The organism is Pseudomonas sp. I8001 (assembly GCF_013385345.1).
Taxonomy (GTDB): domain Bacteria; phylum Pseudomonadota; class Gammaproteobacteria; order Pseudomonadales; family Pseudomonadaceae; genus Aquipseudomonas.
Map to the genome: position 1 here is coordinate 28,812 of NZ_JACAQC010000046.1, position 14,011 is coordinate 42,822.

At 62.4% G+C, this 14,011-nt stretch carries 14 protein-coding genes; 9 read left to right on the forward strand and 5 right to left on the reverse strand.

Features of this window, described 5'->3' with window-relative positions:
* The first annotated feature begins 3 nt into the window (after nt 1–3).
* The 8 genes from paaB to HX839_RS26380 all read left to right on the forward strand — a co-directional run bounded on the left by paaB (nt 4) and on the right by HX839_RS26380 (nt 7,682).
* Nucleotides 4–285 (forward strand): 1,2-phenylacetyl-CoA epoxidase subunit PaaB, encoded by a 282-nt coding sequence (gene paaB / locus HX839_RS26345; protein WP_003208899.1) that lies wholly within the window; start codon nt 4–6, stop codon nt 283–285.
* Nucleotides 286–293: 8 nt separating this feature from the next.
* Nucleotides 294–1,055, forward strand: coding sequence for a 1,2-phenylacetyl-CoA epoxidase subunit PaaC (gene paaC / locus HX839_RS26350; protein ID WP_177009349.1), 762 nt, complete (start codon nt 294–296; stop codon nt 1,053–1,055).
* Nucleotides 1,042–1,575, forward strand: coding sequence for a 1,2-phenylacetyl-CoA epoxidase subunit PaaD (gene paaD / locus HX839_RS26355; protein ID WP_102368708.1), 534 nt, complete (start codon nt 1,042–1,044; stop codon nt 1,573–1,575). Before paaC ends, paaD begins: the two co-directional genes overlap by 14 nt.
* Nucleotides 1,576–1,608: 33 nt before the next feature.
* Nucleotides 1,609–2,685: a 1,2-phenylacetyl-CoA epoxidase subunit PaaE gene (gene paaE / locus HX839_RS26360; protein ID WP_087694290.1), complete on the forward strand. Its 1,077-nt coding sequence runs from the start codon at nt 1,609–1,611 to the stop codon at nt 2,683–2,685.
* Nucleotides 2,686–2,846: 161 nt separating this feature from the next.
* Nucleotides 2,847–3,155, forward strand: a complete 309-nt coding sequence (locus tag HX839_RS26365; RefSeq protein ID WP_003208907.1) for a DUF485 domain-containing protein — start codon at nt 2,847–2,849, stop codon at nt 3,153–3,155.
* Nucleotides 3,152–4,798 (forward strand): cation acetate symporter, encoded by a 1,647-nt coding sequence (locus tag HX839_RS26370; RefSeq protein ID WP_003208909.1) that lies wholly within the window; start codon nt 3,152–3,154, stop codon nt 4,796–4,798. The genes HX839_RS26365 and HX839_RS26370 overlap by 4 nt, the downstream gene beginning before the upstream one ends.
* Nucleotides 4,799–4,827: 29 nt before the next feature.
* On the forward strand, nt 4,828–6,882 hold the full coding sequence (gene paaZ / locus HX839_RS26375; RefSeq protein ID WP_177067940.1) for a phenylacetic acid degradation bifunctional protein PaaZ: 2,055 nt from the start codon (nt 4,828–4,830) through the stop codon (nt 6,880–6,882).
* 248 nt (nt 6,883–7,130) lie between these two features.
* Nucleotides 7,131–7,682, forward strand: coding sequence for a GNAT family N-acetyltransferase (locus HX839_RS26380; protein WP_177036940.1), 552 nt, complete (start codon nt 7,131–7,133; stop codon nt 7,680–7,682).
* A 2-nt stretch (nt 7,683–7,684) separates the two neighbouring features.
* On the opposite strand, the gene HX839_RS26385 is transcribed toward HX839_RS26380, so the two are convergent.
* From HX839_RS26385 to HX839_RS26405, 5 genes are all read right to left on the reverse strand, one after another.
* On the reverse strand, nt 7,685–8,698 hold the full coding sequence (locus tag HX839_RS26385; protein WP_177067941.1) for a GNAT family N-acetyltransferase: 1,014 nt from the start codon (nt 8,696–8,698) through the stop codon (nt 7,685–7,687).
* A gap of 14 nt (nt 8,699–8,712) precedes the next feature.
* Complete coding sequence (tauD, locus tag HX839_RS26390) at nt 8,713–9,546, reverse strand: taurine dioxygenase (RefSeq protein WP_177067942.1); 834 nt, start codon at nt 9,544–9,546, stop codon at nt 8,713–8,715.
* Nucleotides 9,547–9,548: 2 nt separating this feature from the next.
* On the reverse strand, nt 9,549–10,535 hold the full coding sequence (gene tauA, locus HX839_RS26395) for a taurine ABC transporter substrate-binding protein (RefSeq protein WP_177067943.1): 987 nt from the start codon (nt 10,533–10,535) through the stop codon (nt 9,549–9,551).
* A 165-nt stretch (nt 10,536–10,700) separates the two neighbouring features.
* Nucleotides 10,701–11,570 (reverse strand): oxaloacetate decarboxylase, encoded by an 870-nt coding sequence (locus HX839_RS26400; RefSeq protein WP_177067944.1) that lies wholly within the window; start codon nt 11,568–11,570, stop codon nt 10,701–10,703.
* 142 nt (nt 11,571–11,712) lie between these two features.
* Nucleotides 11,713–12,837 (reverse strand): alpha/beta hydrolase, encoded by a 1,125-nt coding sequence (locus tag HX839_RS26405; RefSeq protein ID WP_177067945.1) that lies wholly within the window; start codon nt 12,835–12,837, stop codon nt 11,713–11,715.
* Between the two features lie 163 nt (nt 12,838–13,000).
* Here HX839_RS26405 and HX839_RS26410 point away from each other — a divergent pair, with 163 nt between their 5' ends.
* On the forward strand, nt 13,001–13,840 hold the full coding sequence (locus HX839_RS26410; RefSeq protein ID WP_003208925.1) for an EcsC family protein: 840 nt from the start codon (nt 13,001–13,003) through the stop codon (nt 13,838–13,840).
* The last annotated feature ends 171 nt before the right edge of the window (nt 13,841–14,011 follow it).

The following is a 14,011-nucleotide window of genomic DNA, read 5'->3' on the forward strand; positions in this document are numbered from 1 at the left end:
GTTATGTCTGAATGGACCCTGTTTGAAGTCTTCGTGCGCAGCAAGCACGGCCTGAATCACAAGCATGTGGGCAGCGTGCATGCCGCCGACACCACCATGGCCATCGAGAATGCCCGGGAGCTGTACACCCGCCGCAGTGAAGGCGTGAGCCTGTGGGTAGTGCCTTCCGCGCTGATCACCGCCTCGTCGCCGGACGAGAAAGACCCGCTGTTCGACCCGGCCGATGACAAGGTCTACCGCCACGCCAGCTTCTACGAGTTGCCGGCCGAAGTCGGGCATATGTGAGGTCGACCATGAACCCTGAAACCGATCTGATCGAATACCTGCTGCGCCTCGGCGACAGCGCCCTGATCCAGGGCCAGCGCCTGTGCCAGTGGTGCGGCCATGCGCCGGCGCTGGAAGAAGAACTGGCGCTGATGAACGTCGGCCTCGACCTGGTAGGCCAGGCGCGCAACTGGCTGGAATACGCCGCCGAGCTGCTGGACGACGGGCGCGACGCCGATCACCTGGCCTTCCGCCGGGATGAGCGGGCCTATCGCAACCTGCTGCTGGTGGAACAACCCAACGGCGACTACGCGGTGACCATCCTCAAGCAATTCCTGTATGACGCCTGGCACTTGCCGGTGTTGAGCGGCCTGGCCCAATCCAGCGACGAACGCATCGCCGGCATCGCGGCCAAGGCGGTGAAGGAAGTCACCTATCACCTGCGCCGCTCCGGCGAGTGGGTGGAGCGCCTGGGAGACGGCACCGAGGAAAGCCATAAACGCATGCTCGCGGCGATCCCCGAGCTGTGGCGGTTCACCGTGGAACTGACCAGCGCCGACGACAGTGAACAGCGCCTGCACGCCGCCGGCATTACGCCGGACGCCGCTCAGGTTGCCGCAGCGTGGCAGACCCAGGTCAGCGAAATCTTTACCAGCGCCACCCTGCCCCTGCCGCCTGCTGCGAGCTATTTCTACCTGGATGCACGCCGCGGTTTGCACAGCGAGCACCTGGGAATTTTGTTGGCGGAAATGCAGTTTTTGCCCCGAGCGTACCCCGATGCAACCTGGTGAGCTGATCGCCAGCGACCAGGGCGCACGCCCGGCGCAACCCACCGACCTGGCTGCCGCGTGGGCCACCCTGGCGCAGGTCATGGACCCGGAAGTGCCGGTGGTGAGCGTGGTCGACCTGGGCATAGTGCGCGACCTGGACTGGCAGGCCGGCCACTTGCATGTGGTGGTCACGCCGACCTACTCCGGCTGCCCCGCCACCGAAGTGATCGAGGGCGACATCCGCGATGCATTGGAGCTGGCAGGTTTCCGCGCGCCGCAACTGGAACGCAAGCTGACCCCGGCCTGGACCACCGACTGGATCACCAGCAGCGGCCGCGAACGCCTGCGGGCCTACGGCATCGCACCGCCCCAAGGCAGTAGCAGCAAACGCAGCCTGCTGGGAGAAAGCCCGGTGATTGCCTGCCCGCAATGCGGCAGCACCCACACCGAAGTGCTCAGCGAATTCGGCTCCACCGCCTGCAAGGCGCTGTACCGCTGCCGCGATTGCCTGGAACCGTTCGACTATTTCAAGTGCATCTGAGGGGCCAGCGGCCCGCTTGGTTGGAGAACAACAATGAGCAAATTTCACAGCCTGACCATCAAGGATGTGCGCAACGAGACCCGTGACGCGGTGTCCATCGCCTTCGAGATTCCGCAGCATCTGCAAGACAGCTTCCACTTCACCCAGGGCCAGCACCTGGTGATGCGCACCCAGCTGGATGGCGAGGAAGTGCGCCGTTCCTATTCGATCTGCACCGGGGTCAATGACGGTGAACTGCGCATCGCCATCAAGCGCGTGGCCGGTGGACGGTTCTCCGCCTTTGCCAATGAGCAGCTCAAGGCCGGGCACAGCCTGGAAGTGATGCCGCCCGCCGGGCATTTTCATGTGGACCTTGATCCCGCTCGCCACGGCCATTACCTGGCAGTGGCGGCCGGCAGCGGTATCACGCCGATCCTGTCGATCATCAAGACCACCCTGCAAGCCGAGCCCCACAGCCGCGTGACGCTGCTGTACGGCAACCGTTCCAGCTCCGGTGCACTGTTTCGCGAACAGCTGGAAGACCTGAAGAACCGCTACCTGCAGCGCCTGAACCTGATCTTCGTGTTCAGCCGCGAGCAGCAGGATGTCGACCTCTACAACGGCCGCATTAACGCCGAGAAGTGCGAGCAACTGTTCTCCCGCTGGCTCGACGTAAAAGCCCTCGACGCGGCCTTTATCTGCGGCCCGCAGGAGATGACCGAGACCGTGCGCGACAGCCTCAAGGCCAAGGGCATGGCGCCGGAGCGCATCCATTTCGAACTGTTCGCCGCCGCCGGCAGCCAGCACAAGCGCGAGGCCCGCGAAGCGGCGCGGCAAGTGGATGCGGCGGTCAGCCAGATCACGGTGATCAGCGATGGCCGCGCCCTCGCCTTCGACCTGCCCCGCAACACTCAGAGCATCCTCGACGCGGGCAATGCCCAGGGCGCCGAGCTGCCGTATTCGTGCAAGGCCGGCGTGTGCTCCACCTGCAAATGCAAAGTCATCGAAGGCGAAGTGGAGATGGACAGCAACCACGCCCTCGAAGACTACGAAGTGGCCGCCGGCTATGTGCTGTCGTGCCAGGCATTCCCGGTCAGCGACAAGGTGGTGCTGGATTTCGATCAGCTTTAAGGACACACCGCTCCCCTGTAGGAGCGAGCTTGCTCGCGAAGATCGTTAACGATGACGCGGATAGCCTGAATCAACGCGGCGCCCTCAGGTTTTTCGCGAGCAAGCTCGCTCCTACAGGACGCAGGTTTAACCACAACAACAATAAAAAGGAGCACACCACCATGACCCCCGACGATATCGAGCGCATCCGTCGACATCCCGATTTCATCCAGTTGGTACGCCGCAAACAGAACCTGTACTGGTCGCTGTCGCTGATCATGCTGGTGATCTATTTCGGGTTTGTGCTGTTGGTGGCGTTCTCCCCGGCTACCCTCGGGCAGTCGTTGAGCGGCGGCGTGACCACCGTGGGCATGCTGGTGGGTGTGGTGATTGTGCTGCTGGCGTTCGCGCTGACCGGCTTTTATGTGTACCGCGCCAACCACGTGATCGACCCGCTGAACGACAAGCTCAAGCAGGAGTGCACAGCATGAGCCGGCTGGTAGCGTGGTTTCTCCTGCCGCTGGCATTGGCCACGGACCTTGCAGTCGCCGCCGACGGCGCATCCCGGCCACTGAACTGGAACGCCATCGGCATGTTCCTGGTGTTCGTGCTGTTCACCCTCGGCGTGACTCGCTGGGCCGCCCTGCGCACCCGTTCCGCCAGCGACTTCTACACCGCCGGCGGCGGCATGAGCGGCTTCCAGAATGGCCTGGCGATTGCCGGCGACATGATCTCGGCGGCGTCATTCCTCGGCATCTCGGCGATGATGTTCCTCAACGGTTATGACGGCCTGCTCTACGCCCTGGGCGTGTTGGCCGGCTGGCCGATCATCCTGTTCCTGATCGCCGAGCGCCTGCGCAACCTGGGCAAGTACACGTTTGCCGATGTGGTGTCCTACCGTCTGGAGCAGACCCCGGTGCGCCTGACCTCGGCCTTCGGCACCCTGACCGTGGCGCTGATGTACCTGGTGGCGCAGATGGTGGGCGCCGGCAAGCTGATCGAGCTGCTGTTCGGCATCGACTACCTGTACGCGGTGATGCTGGTGGGCGTGCTGATGGTGTTCTACGTGACCTTCGGCGGCATGCTCGCCACCACCTGGGTGCAGATCATCAAGGCGGTGATGTTGCTGTTCGGCACCACCTTCATGGCGTTCATGGTGCTCAAGCACTTTGGTTTCAGCACCGAGGCGATGTTCGCCGGGGCCACCGCCGTGCACGCCAAGGGCAGCGCGATCATGGCGCCGGGTGGCTTGCTGTCGAACCCGATCGATGCGATTTCCCTGGGGCTGGGCATGATGTTCGGCACCGCCGGGTTGCCGCATATCCTGATGCGCTTCTTTACCGTCAGCGACGCCAAGGAAGCGCGCAAGAGCGTGTTCTACGCCACCGGTTTCATTGGCTACTTCTACCTGCTGCTGATCATCGTCGGCTTCGGCGCCATCGTCATGGTGGGTACTGACCCAAGCTTCCGGGATGCCAACGGCGCGATCATCGGCGGCGGCAACATGATCGCTGTGCACCTGGCACAGGCCGTGGGCGGCAACCTGTTCCTCGGGTTCATTTCGGCGGTGGCCTTCGCGACCATCCTGGCCGTGGTCGCCGGGCTGGCGTTGTCCGGCGCGTCGGCGGTGTCCCACGACCTGTATGCCTGCGTGATCCGCAAGGGCCAGGCCAGCGAGCAGCAGGAAATCCGCGTGTCGCGCATCGCCACGCTGTGCATCGGCGTGCTGGCGATCATCCTCGGCCTGCTGTTTGAGTCGCAGAACATTGCATTCCTTTCCGGCCTGGTATTGGCGATCGCCGCCTCGGTGAATTTCCCGGTGCTGTTCCTCTCGATGTACTGGAAGGGCCTGACCACCCGTGGCGCGGTGACCGGCAGCCTGGCGGGACTGGTCTCGGCCATCGTGCTGCTGGTGCTGAGCCCGGCGGTGTGGGTCAACGTACTGCATTACGACAAGGCGCTGTTCCCCTATTCCAACCCTGCCCTGTTTTCCATGAGCCTGGCGTTTTTCAGCGCCTGGGTCTTTTCCGTCACCGACCGCTCGCCCCGCGCTGCCGTTGAACGCGGGCGTTACCTGGCGCAGTTCATTCGCTCCATGACCGGCATTGGTGCCGCAGGCGCCAGCAAACACTAACTCTCATTTTCCAACCCGGAGGAATCGTGATGTCTCACGCCCCTACCCTGCAAAGTTTTATCGCTGGCCGCTGGATCGGCCAACACGGCGCCCAGGTGCTGCGCAGCGCCATTGACGGCCACGAGCTGGCACGCACTCACGAGGAGCGCCCGGACTTCGCCGAAGCCATCGAACACGGGCGCCGCCAGGGTGTCAGCGGGCTGATGGCCCTGGATTTCCAGCAGCGGGCCCAGCGCCTCAAGGCCATCGCGCTGTACCTGAGCGAGCGCAAGGAACAGCTCTACGCCCTCTCCCACCACAGCGGCGCGACCCGTGCCGACAGCTGGATCGATATCGAAGGCGGCAACAGCACGCTGTTCACCTACGCCAGCCTGGGCTCGCGGGAATTGCCGTCGGGCAATATCGTCCACGAAGGCCCGGCGATGCAGCTGAGCAAGCTCGGCAGCTTTGCCGGCACCCATATCCTGGTGCCTCGTGGCGGCCTGGTGGTGCACATCAACGCGTTCAACTTCCCGATCTGGGGCATGCTGGAAAAATTCGCCCCGAGTTTCCTGGCGGGCATGCCATGCATCGTCAAGCCGGCCAGCGCCACCAGCTACCTGACCGAAGCCGTGGTGCGCCTGATGGACGAATCCGGCCTGCTGCCACCCGGCAGCCTGCAACTGGTGATCGGCAGCACCGGCGACCTGCTCGACCGCCTGCAAGGCCAGGACGTGGTGACCTTCACCGGCTCCGCCGACACCGCCGCCAAGCTGCGGGTCAACCCGAACCTGATCCGCAACTCGGTGCCGTTCAACGCCGAGGCCGACTCGCTGAACTGCGCGATCCTCGCCCCGGACGTAAGCCCGGACGACGAAGAGTTCGAGCTGTTCATCAAGGAAGTCGCCCGGGAAATGACCACCAAGGCCGGGCAGAAATGCACCGCCATTCGCCGCGCCATCGTGCCGGCCAAACATATCGACACCGTCGCCACCCGCCTGCGGGACCGCCTGAAAAAAGTTGTGGTGGGCGACCCGTCGGTGGAAGGCGTGCGCATGGGCGCACTGGCCTCCCACGACCAGCAGAAAGACGTGGCCGAACGCCTGGAAAGCCTGCTGCAGAGCAGCGATATGCTGTTCGGCGCCCGCGACGGCTTTGAACCCCGCGGTGAAAACGTCAGCCAGGGCGCGTTCTTCGCCCCGACCCTGCTGCAAGCCCGCGACCCGCATGCGGAAGGCGGCGCCCACGACATCGAGGCCTTCGGCCCGGTCAGCACGCTGATGGCCTACGACGACCTCGACGAAGCCCTGGCCCTGGCCGCACGCGGCAAAGGCAGCCTCGTCGCGAGCCTGATCACCAAAGACCCGCAGATCGCTGCCAAAGCCATCCCGGTGGCTGCCGCGTGGCACGGCCGCCTGCTGGTGCTCGACCGCGAATCCGCCGCCGAATCCACCGGCCACGGCTCGCCCCTGCCGCAACTCAAGCACGGCGGCCCGGGCCGCGCCGGTGGCGGCGAAGAACTCGGCGGCTTGCGCGCCGTGAAACACTACCTGCAACGCGCAGCCGTACAGGGCTCACCGACCATGCTGGCGGCGGTCACCGGCGAGTACGTACGCGGCGCCAAGGTCATCGAGACCGAAGTGCACCCGTTCCGCCGCTTCTTCCAGGACCTGCAGATTGGCGAATCGCTGCTGACCCACCGCCGCACCGTCACCGAGGCCGACCTGGTGAACTTCGGCTGCCTGTCGGGCGATCACTTCTACATGCACTTCGATGACATCGCCGCCAAGGAATCGCAATTCGGCAAACGCATTGCCCATGGTTACTTTGTGCTGTCGGCGGCGGCCGGGCTGTTTGTGTCTCCGGCACCGGGGCCGGTGCTGGCGAACTACGGGCTGGACACCCTGCGGTTTATCAACCCGGTGGGCATTGGCGACACCATCCAGGCGCGGCTGACCTGCAAGCGCAAGATCGACCAAGGCAAGAAGAGCCCCCAGGGCATTCCGCAAGGCGTGGTGGCGTGGGATGTGGAGGTGACCAACCAGCTGGGTGAGCTGGTGGCCAGTTATGACATCTTGACGTTGGTGGTCAAACGCGAGGAGTGAGTGCTGAGACCAATGTGGGAGCTGTCGAGCCCCAGCGAGGCTGCGATGGGATCACCGCGCCGTACCTGCCAGACTGCGGCGCCTGCATCGCAGCCTCGCTGGGGCTCGACAGCTCCCACAGTTGATCCCAGTTGATCAGGAGCGTGTGTTCGTATCCCGTGACGCCCTGCGTCACCACTGAACAGATTGATTTTTTATTCCGCACGACACACCTTAGCGAATCGTTTTTCTAAAAGGTGACGCCCGCAGTGTCCGATTTTCCGACTCTCAAAACCGAACGCCTGACCCTCAGAGAACTTACACAGGAGGATGCGGTGGGGTTGTTTGCGATTCATAGCGACGCTGAAGCAATGAAGTGGTTCGGTGCTGACCCAATTACCGAGCCTCATCAAGCGGAGCAACTGATCGAGCTGTTTGCCAGTTGGCGCACCTCACCCAATCCGGGGATTCGCTGGGGGATTGAAGACATAGCCACGGCAGCGCTGATCGGCACCTGTGGTTTCTTCAAATGGAATCGTATGTGGCGCAGTTGTGCCATCGGGTTTGAGATGGCGCAATCGGCACAGGGACAGGGGCTCATGAAGGAGGCGGTTTACGCCGCCCTTCGATGGGCGTTCCAGCACATGGAACTCAACAGGATCGAGGCGCTGGTCCATCCTGACAACGCCCGGTCACTGAACCTGCTTGAGAAAGCCGGGTTCGTGCGTGAAGGAACGTTGAGGCAGGCGGGTTACTGGAACGCAGCTCATCAAGACCTGGTTCAGCTTTCGCTGCTGCGTGGGGAGTGTGAGTACCTTTAGGGTCAGCGCGCGGTCCGGCGGTAAACCAGCGTATCGCGTACGCCAAAGTACTCGCAGCGCCGCGCGCCTTGAAGGGTTTCCACCCATTCAAACCCCGTTGCCTCAGCCAGTCGTTGACTGGATATGTTCGCCGAAGAAGTGGTCAGGCGCAGTGTGTGCCCGCTCAACTGCGAAACCAGAGCGGTCAATGCCTCCCTCATCAGCCCATGACCGGCGTGTGCCTGATTGCCCCAATAGCCAACTTCGTAGCTGTGAATCTCATCGGCCAGCGGCAGCAGGCCGATACAGCCCACCAATGCCTGGGGATCGTCGCGAGATAACAGGAAATACCGTTTCTCCCCGACAGGCGCATCGAAGTCTTTTGCCGCGCGCTGCAGGCTTTCCTGCGTGTCCTCCCGCGTCCAGTGCGGCTTGCTCCATACGAGAAACCGGCGGTGCAGTGCGTAGCTGGCGTTCAAGGCATCGGCGAGTTTTTCAGCGAGCGCCACATCAGGCGCAACCAGGGTCATCCGGTCAGTTTGCAGGGTTGTGGGCAGCGGCGCCTGCTGTTCAATGGTTTGCACCCACACGAATCCTTCGTCTTCACTGGGTGGCTCGAGCATGCTGAACACGCTTTTCAGCGCGTCCTCCGGCACCTTTTTGTCAGCATTGCGTTGGGCATTTCGCGCCAGCGCCAGCTCCAGCGGTGCGCTCACCAGGATGCCGATCACCGGGACTGCATAGTCCCTCGCGATGGACAGCAGCTCCTGCCGATGACGCCGCGCCGGCAAAGCAGCATCGAAGACGATTGCGCCGTGCCCCAATCGCTCAAGGTTTTCCGCCACCCAGCGAGACTTGCCCGCCCCCTGCACGCCCATGACCACGTACACATGAGTGCCCTTTGCCGCCTGTGACAGCTCTTGCCTCAACCGCGCATACGCGAGCTGCCATGCCTGTCGATTTCGTTCAGGCGTGAATTCCCTGCCGAACTCGGTTTCCAGATAGTCGTCAGGGTTGATCACCAAGGGCAAGTCCATCGACCGATCCTCCATCAAAAAGGCACGTCACCCAACATCGTCGCGCGGTGCATCACCCGCCTTTGCGGTCGGTAATCATCAATCGCGTAATGCTGGGTAATGCGGTTATCCCAGAACGCTACATCATTCGCCTTCCATCGCCAACGCACGGTGAATTCCGGACGGCTCACGTGGCTGAACAATAACCGCAACAACGCATCACTTTCCGCCGCCTCAAGCTCATTGATCCGCGTGGTAAAGCCTTCATTCACAAACAACGCCTTGCGCCCGGTGGCAGGATGCGTCCTGACCACTGGGTGTGACAGCGGCGGGTGATCCTTCCGGGCTTTTTCGTAGCGCGCCAATGCTTCGGGCGTGCTGCCGAAGCGCTCGGTGGGAAATGATTTGGTCAATTCGTGGGTGGCGGTCAGGCCGTCGAGCAGTTGCCTGACGGGGGCCGATAACCCTTCAAACGCAGCCACGCCATTGGCCCACAACGTATCCCCGCCGAACGCAGGCACTTGCCTGGCCGCCAACACAGAGCCCATCGCCGGTGCGGCGAGGAAGGTCACATCGGTGTGCCAGATGGCGTTGTCGCGGACATCGGTCACGGCGGTGTCGATCAGCAGCAGTTCCGGGTGCCGGTCAACGTGCGGGTAAATCGGATGCCGGTGCAAATCACCAAACCGCGCGGCAAATGCCACGTGCTGCCCGGGGGTAATGGCCTGGTTACGGAAGAACAACACCTGGTACTGCAGCAGTGCTTGCTCCACCCAGTCGTGTTGTTGATCCGTCAGAGGCAGGGCCATATCCAGCCCCTCAACCTCGGCGCCGATGGTAGGGCCAAGGGGATGAAGCGTCAGGCCCATGATTATTCTCCGATGAACTTGTCGCTGACGAAGGCGGAATAGTCAGGCAGGACCTTTTCGATTTTTCCCTGCTCTTTCAGAAATTCGGCGGTCTTGCCGATTTCCCTGGCGGTGCCACCGGCGAGGTATTGCGCGCTTTTTTGTTCGGCGGCCGTCGGGAACGACGAGCCTTCGAGCAGCTCGGGAATGTCCGCAGCGTTGGCGCCTGTGAGTCGGGCGATGCTTTTCACGGGGGCAGAATCAGCGGTCCAGTCTTTTTTATGCGCGGCGTAATCGGCAATCGCCGCCAGGCTGACCCTGGCAAAATCGGCAACGACCTGCGGATTCTTTTCAGCGAAATCCTTGCGCGCTACCCACACCTCAAAGGTCGGGGCGCCCCAGTTGGAAACTTCGGCAGCATCCGTGAGGATCTTTCCGGTCTTACGGATTTCACCCAGGGCAGGCGACCAGGTAAACGCCCCGTCGATATCGCCGCGGGCCCAGGCGGCGGTGATTTGTGCCGGTGTCAGGTTGACGATGTTGACTTTGCGCGGGTCCAGGTTCCAGTGCTTCAGCGCACCCAGCAGGCTGTAATGGGAGGTCGACACAAAGGGCACGGCGATGGTTTTGCCGATCAGGTCATCAGGGGTCTTGATCCCGCTGCCGTCGCGAACCACCAGGGCCTCGGAACTGCGAATCTGCGCGCTGACAATGAACGCCACCAGCGGCATGTTTCGCGAAGCCGCCGCGGCCAACGGGCTGGAACCCAGGTTGCCGATCTGCACATCACCGGAAGCCATGGCGGCCAGGACGGCCGGGCCCGCGTCGAATCTGCGCCAATCGATCTGCTGGCCGATACCTTTTTCATATTCGCCATCGGCGATGGCGCGTTTGATCGGGTCGATGCCGTTGATGTAACCGATGGTGAGGTCAGCGGATTGAGCGCTTAGGGAGAGGACAGCGAGGCCCACGGCCGAGAGGAGGTTGCGGGCCAGTTTCAGCGTGTTCATTTTTATAGATTCCTGAGCGGATAAGACTTGAACAGCGCGGACTCCGGCTCTCCAAGGGTCAACTCAGTTAGATGATATTGATCTATAAAAAATAAAATAAATAATTTTATGGAATTAGCTTAGAGCTTCTGCAGGAGCGATCAAGCTCGCTCCTGCAGGGTCATGTCACTCTTGGACATCCATGAACTCTTTGGCCCAGCTCACGTAGGTGTCGGGGAACGTGTAGGTGTGGGTCAGTTCGCTGGCGGTCAGGTTTGACGTGCTGCGCGTCAGGTTGCGCTGTTCGCGAAGGCTGTCGTAGGTGGCCTTGATCGAGGCGAAGTACGCGCCGTGGCCGGCGACCACAATCCGCACACCCAATTTGGCCAGGCGTTCGTTGTCATTGAGATGCGGGTTGGCGTAGGTCACCAGCATCAACGGCACCGTCAGGCCTTCGGCGATCTGTTCAAGGTGCTCGAAGTCACGGACACCCACCATGCAGATGCCGTCTGCGCCAGCCTCTTGATACGCCTTGGTGCGATGGATAACGTCTTCCACCGGCAATACGGCGGCGTTGGTCCGGGCGATGATCGAAAGCTGCGGATCGACCCGGGCCTCCAGGGCCGCCTTGACCTTGCCCACGCCCTCTTCCGTGCTGATGAGGTCGGTGGATTTGCGCCCGAACTGCGCGGGCAGCAGGGTATCTTCAATGGTCAGCGCCGAGACGCCAGCACGCTCCAGTTCCTGGACGGTGCGCATCACGTTCAGTGCATTTCCGTAGCCGTGGTCGGCGTCGGCGATCACCGGAAGCTGCGCCACCCGGCCGATGCGGGTGGCCTGCTCGACGAACTCACTCAGGGTAATCAGCGCGAAGTCCGGTGCAGCCAGGACCTGTAATGACGCCACCGAGCCTCCCAGGATGCCGACTTCGAAGCCCAGGTCTGCAGCGATCCTGGCGGACATCGGGTCGAACACCGAGGCGGTGTGAAAGCAGTGTTGGGAGGCCAGCAGCTCGCGAAACGAGCGCCGTAGATCCTGGTGGGAAATTTTCGACATGTTCACTCCTCACTGTCGCCGTATACGCGGGAACGACCAGTGCCAATTCAAAAGTAAGGCTAGCGTATCACGCCGGAAAAAGATGGTTGATGACGTTTGAGAAACTTATACATCACGCTTGGCGGGGGGAAGAGCGCCGCCATTACTTCAACCGTCCCGCCTCACCCAGCCAGGTTGACGCGCCCTGTCGCAACCATTCGGTGGCGGCGGGATTGTGTTTGACCCGGCTATCCAGGAACGCCACACCCATGGCCTGAATCGCGGCCACCTGCTTGGGGTCCGGCGCCGGTTCGCCCGCCACCGGGCCGCCGCCAGGTTTGGCGCCGTGCTTGTGCCCTCGACCCTTGGGCGCGTCGCCAGACGAAGCACTGCCCTTGTCGGTCCTTTTCGCCGGCCGGCTGAACAGCTCGCTCCCGGACAAGGTCTTGTGCGTCGCACTGTTCAACTCCAGCTGAACACTGCCCGCCGCTGTCACCGACTCGCCCAACACCTCTCGCTGACGGTAAGAGCTGACCCAGTTGAACGGGTCTTCATCCTGCTGGCCGGTCATCGACAGCACGGGCGCCGTTATCCGGGCAAACACGTCCGGCCGGGCATCGGCGTCCACATAAGGGCTGAGCAGCAACACCGCCTTGGGTTGAATCCCGACACCCGGGGTGGCCCCGGGCTCCAGCGCCCCGGCGAGTGCCTCAGCGGTCTGCGCGCCAAAATCAAAGCCGGCCACCACCACCTGGTTCCAGTCGATGGCCGCCAGTTGCGCGTCGCCTTTGGCGGCCCGTGCCCGAACTTCGCCCAGGACTTTCTGCAAGGTCGACAGCCTGTCACGCAGGGCGGCGGCGGAGTAATGACTGCTCGCCATCCCGCGAAAGTCGCCATATAACGCCTGCTGCGAGGCAAAGATCGACTGATCATGGGCGGGCTCCTGAACCGACAGCACCGCATAACCGGCCTGCGCCCAAGCCTTGCGCCACGCCACCCCGCCCGAGGCCGGCTCACCCAAACCCGGCAAGTAGATAATCAGCGGCAGGCGCTCATGGATCACCGGTGCCAGCCACGCAACGTTCACCGATTGCTTGTCGAGCTGCCAGGTCGCGCCCCAGCCGGACGTTTCATAATGGGACGGTTGATACGCGGTGCTCAGTTCCTTGTTGACCCGCTCGCTGAATTCGGCCCGCGGGTTTGGCGGATCGCCCGCACACCCCGCAATCAATCCCAGGCTGCCCACCAGGGCGCTCACCGCCAGCCAGTACCGAGGTTGAAGGTTCATTCGATTCACACCGCCGTTCAGTTCAAGGTAACTGGCAGCCTAACCGACCCGCCGGCGAACGCAGCACCCGCGCAGGTAAAGAATGGGTAAAGCGTGACGGCACGATGGCCCTCTTCGCGGGTCTTTGTTTTATCAAAGCCGGAAAAATTTCAAGGAGACGCCTGTGAGCATCAGAGACAATCCCGAGGACTATCAGGATCTCAAGCGGGCCGTCGGTTTGCTGGAGTCACCCTCCCTGACGGCCAGGCTGTCCGGCATGATCGGCTCCCCGATTGAAAGCGCGGTAAAGGCATTGCCGGGGGTGGTTTCCAAACGGATCAATGGCGCGGTGGCGGCAGCGCTGCATTCATCCGCGGGCGCGGCGCTGAAAAGCCTGGACAACAGTCCGAGAAAACCGGCCTCGACCCGGCTGCACAAGGCTTTTGCGGCCACCTCGGGCGCCATCGGCGGGGCCTTCGGTTTCGCGGCGCTGTTTATCGAGCTGCCGATCTCCACCACCATCATGATGCGCGCGGTCGCCGACGTGGCGCGCAGCGAGGGTTTCGACCTGGGCGACTTTTCGACCAAACAAGCCTGCATCGAGGTGTTTGCCATGGGTGGCACCAGCCAGGCCGACGATGCAACGGAGACCGGTTACTACATGACCCGCAGCTTCACCACCCAGGCCATGCAACAACTGTCCAAGGAACTGGCGGGGATCGCCGCCAAGCAGGGCTCCAAGGCCATCAGCAGCTTGTCCCCGGGCCAAGCCGGGAAATGGCTGGCGATCCTCATCGATAAAGTCGCGACACGTTTTGGCTTTACCATTTCCAGCAAGTTCGCAGCCCAGGCCGTTCCGGTGATGGGCGCCTTTACCGGGGCGACGATCAATACGCTGTTCACCCACTTCTACCAGGACATGGCGCGGGGGCACTTCATCGTGAAACGGCTGGAAGAGAAATATGGTTTTGAGCCCATCAAGGATGCGTACATGGCCATCAAGGCGGCGCCCCGGGTGAACTAGAAGCGCGGAAATGCCGGAAAAATTTTTAATGCCGTGCATCCACTTCGCTGCCTCGCGCGTACATTCATCCGCAGGGCGCAAGAATTAGGGAGATACGCAGGAAGATATCACCCGGACGCCATACCCTTGAGCTATCTGATGAATAGAAAAACAACATCATAATGATGGCAC

Bases quoted from the DNA above. Each gene is read 5' to 3' on its own strand.
- HX839_RS26405 (WP_177067945.1), bottom strand. From the start codon at position 12,837: ATGAACCTTCAACCTCGGTACTGGCTGGCGGTGAGCGCCCTGGTGGGC.
- tauA (WP_177067943.1), bottom strand. From the start codon at position 10,535: ATGAACACGCTGAAACTGGCCCGCAACCTCCTCTCGGCCGTGGGCCTC.
- paaZ (WP_177067940.1), top strand. From the start codon at position 4,828: ATGTCTCACGCCCCTACCCTGCAAAGTTTTATCGCTGGCCGCTGGATC.
- paaB (WP_003208899.1), top strand. From the start codon at position 4: ATGTCTGAATGGACCCTGTTTGAAGTCTTCGTGCGCAGCAAGCACGGC.
- tauD (WP_177067942.1), bottom strand. From the start codon at position 9,546: ATGGGCCTGACGCTTCATCCCCTTGGCCCTACCATCGGCGCCGAGGTT.
- paaC (WP_177009349.1), top strand. From the start codon at position 294: ATGAACCCTGAAACCGATCTGATCGAATACCTGCTGCGCCTCGGCGAC.
- paaD (WP_102368708.1), top strand. From the start codon at position 1,042: ATGCAACCTGGTGAGCTGATCGCCAGCGACCAGGGCGCACGCCCGGCG.
- paaE (WP_087694290.1), top strand. From the start codon at position 1,609: ATGAGCAAATTTCACAGCCTGACCATCAAGGATGTGCGCAACGAGACC.
- HX839_RS26365 (WP_003208907.1), top strand. From the start codon at position 2,847: ATGACCCCCGACGATATCGAGCGCATCCGTCGACATCCCGATTTCATC.
- HX839_RS26400 (WP_177067944.1), bottom strand. From the start codon at position 11,570: ATGTCGAAAATTTCCCACCAGGATCTACGGCGCTCGTTTCGCGAGCTG.
- HX839_RS26385 (WP_177067941.1), bottom strand. From the start codon at position 8,698: ATGGACTTGCCCTTGGTGATCAACCCTGACGACTATCTGGAAACCGAG.
- HX839_RS26370 (WP_003208909.1), top strand. From the start codon at position 3,152: ATGAGCCGGCTGGTAGCGTGGTTTCTCCTGCCGCTGGCATTGGCCACG.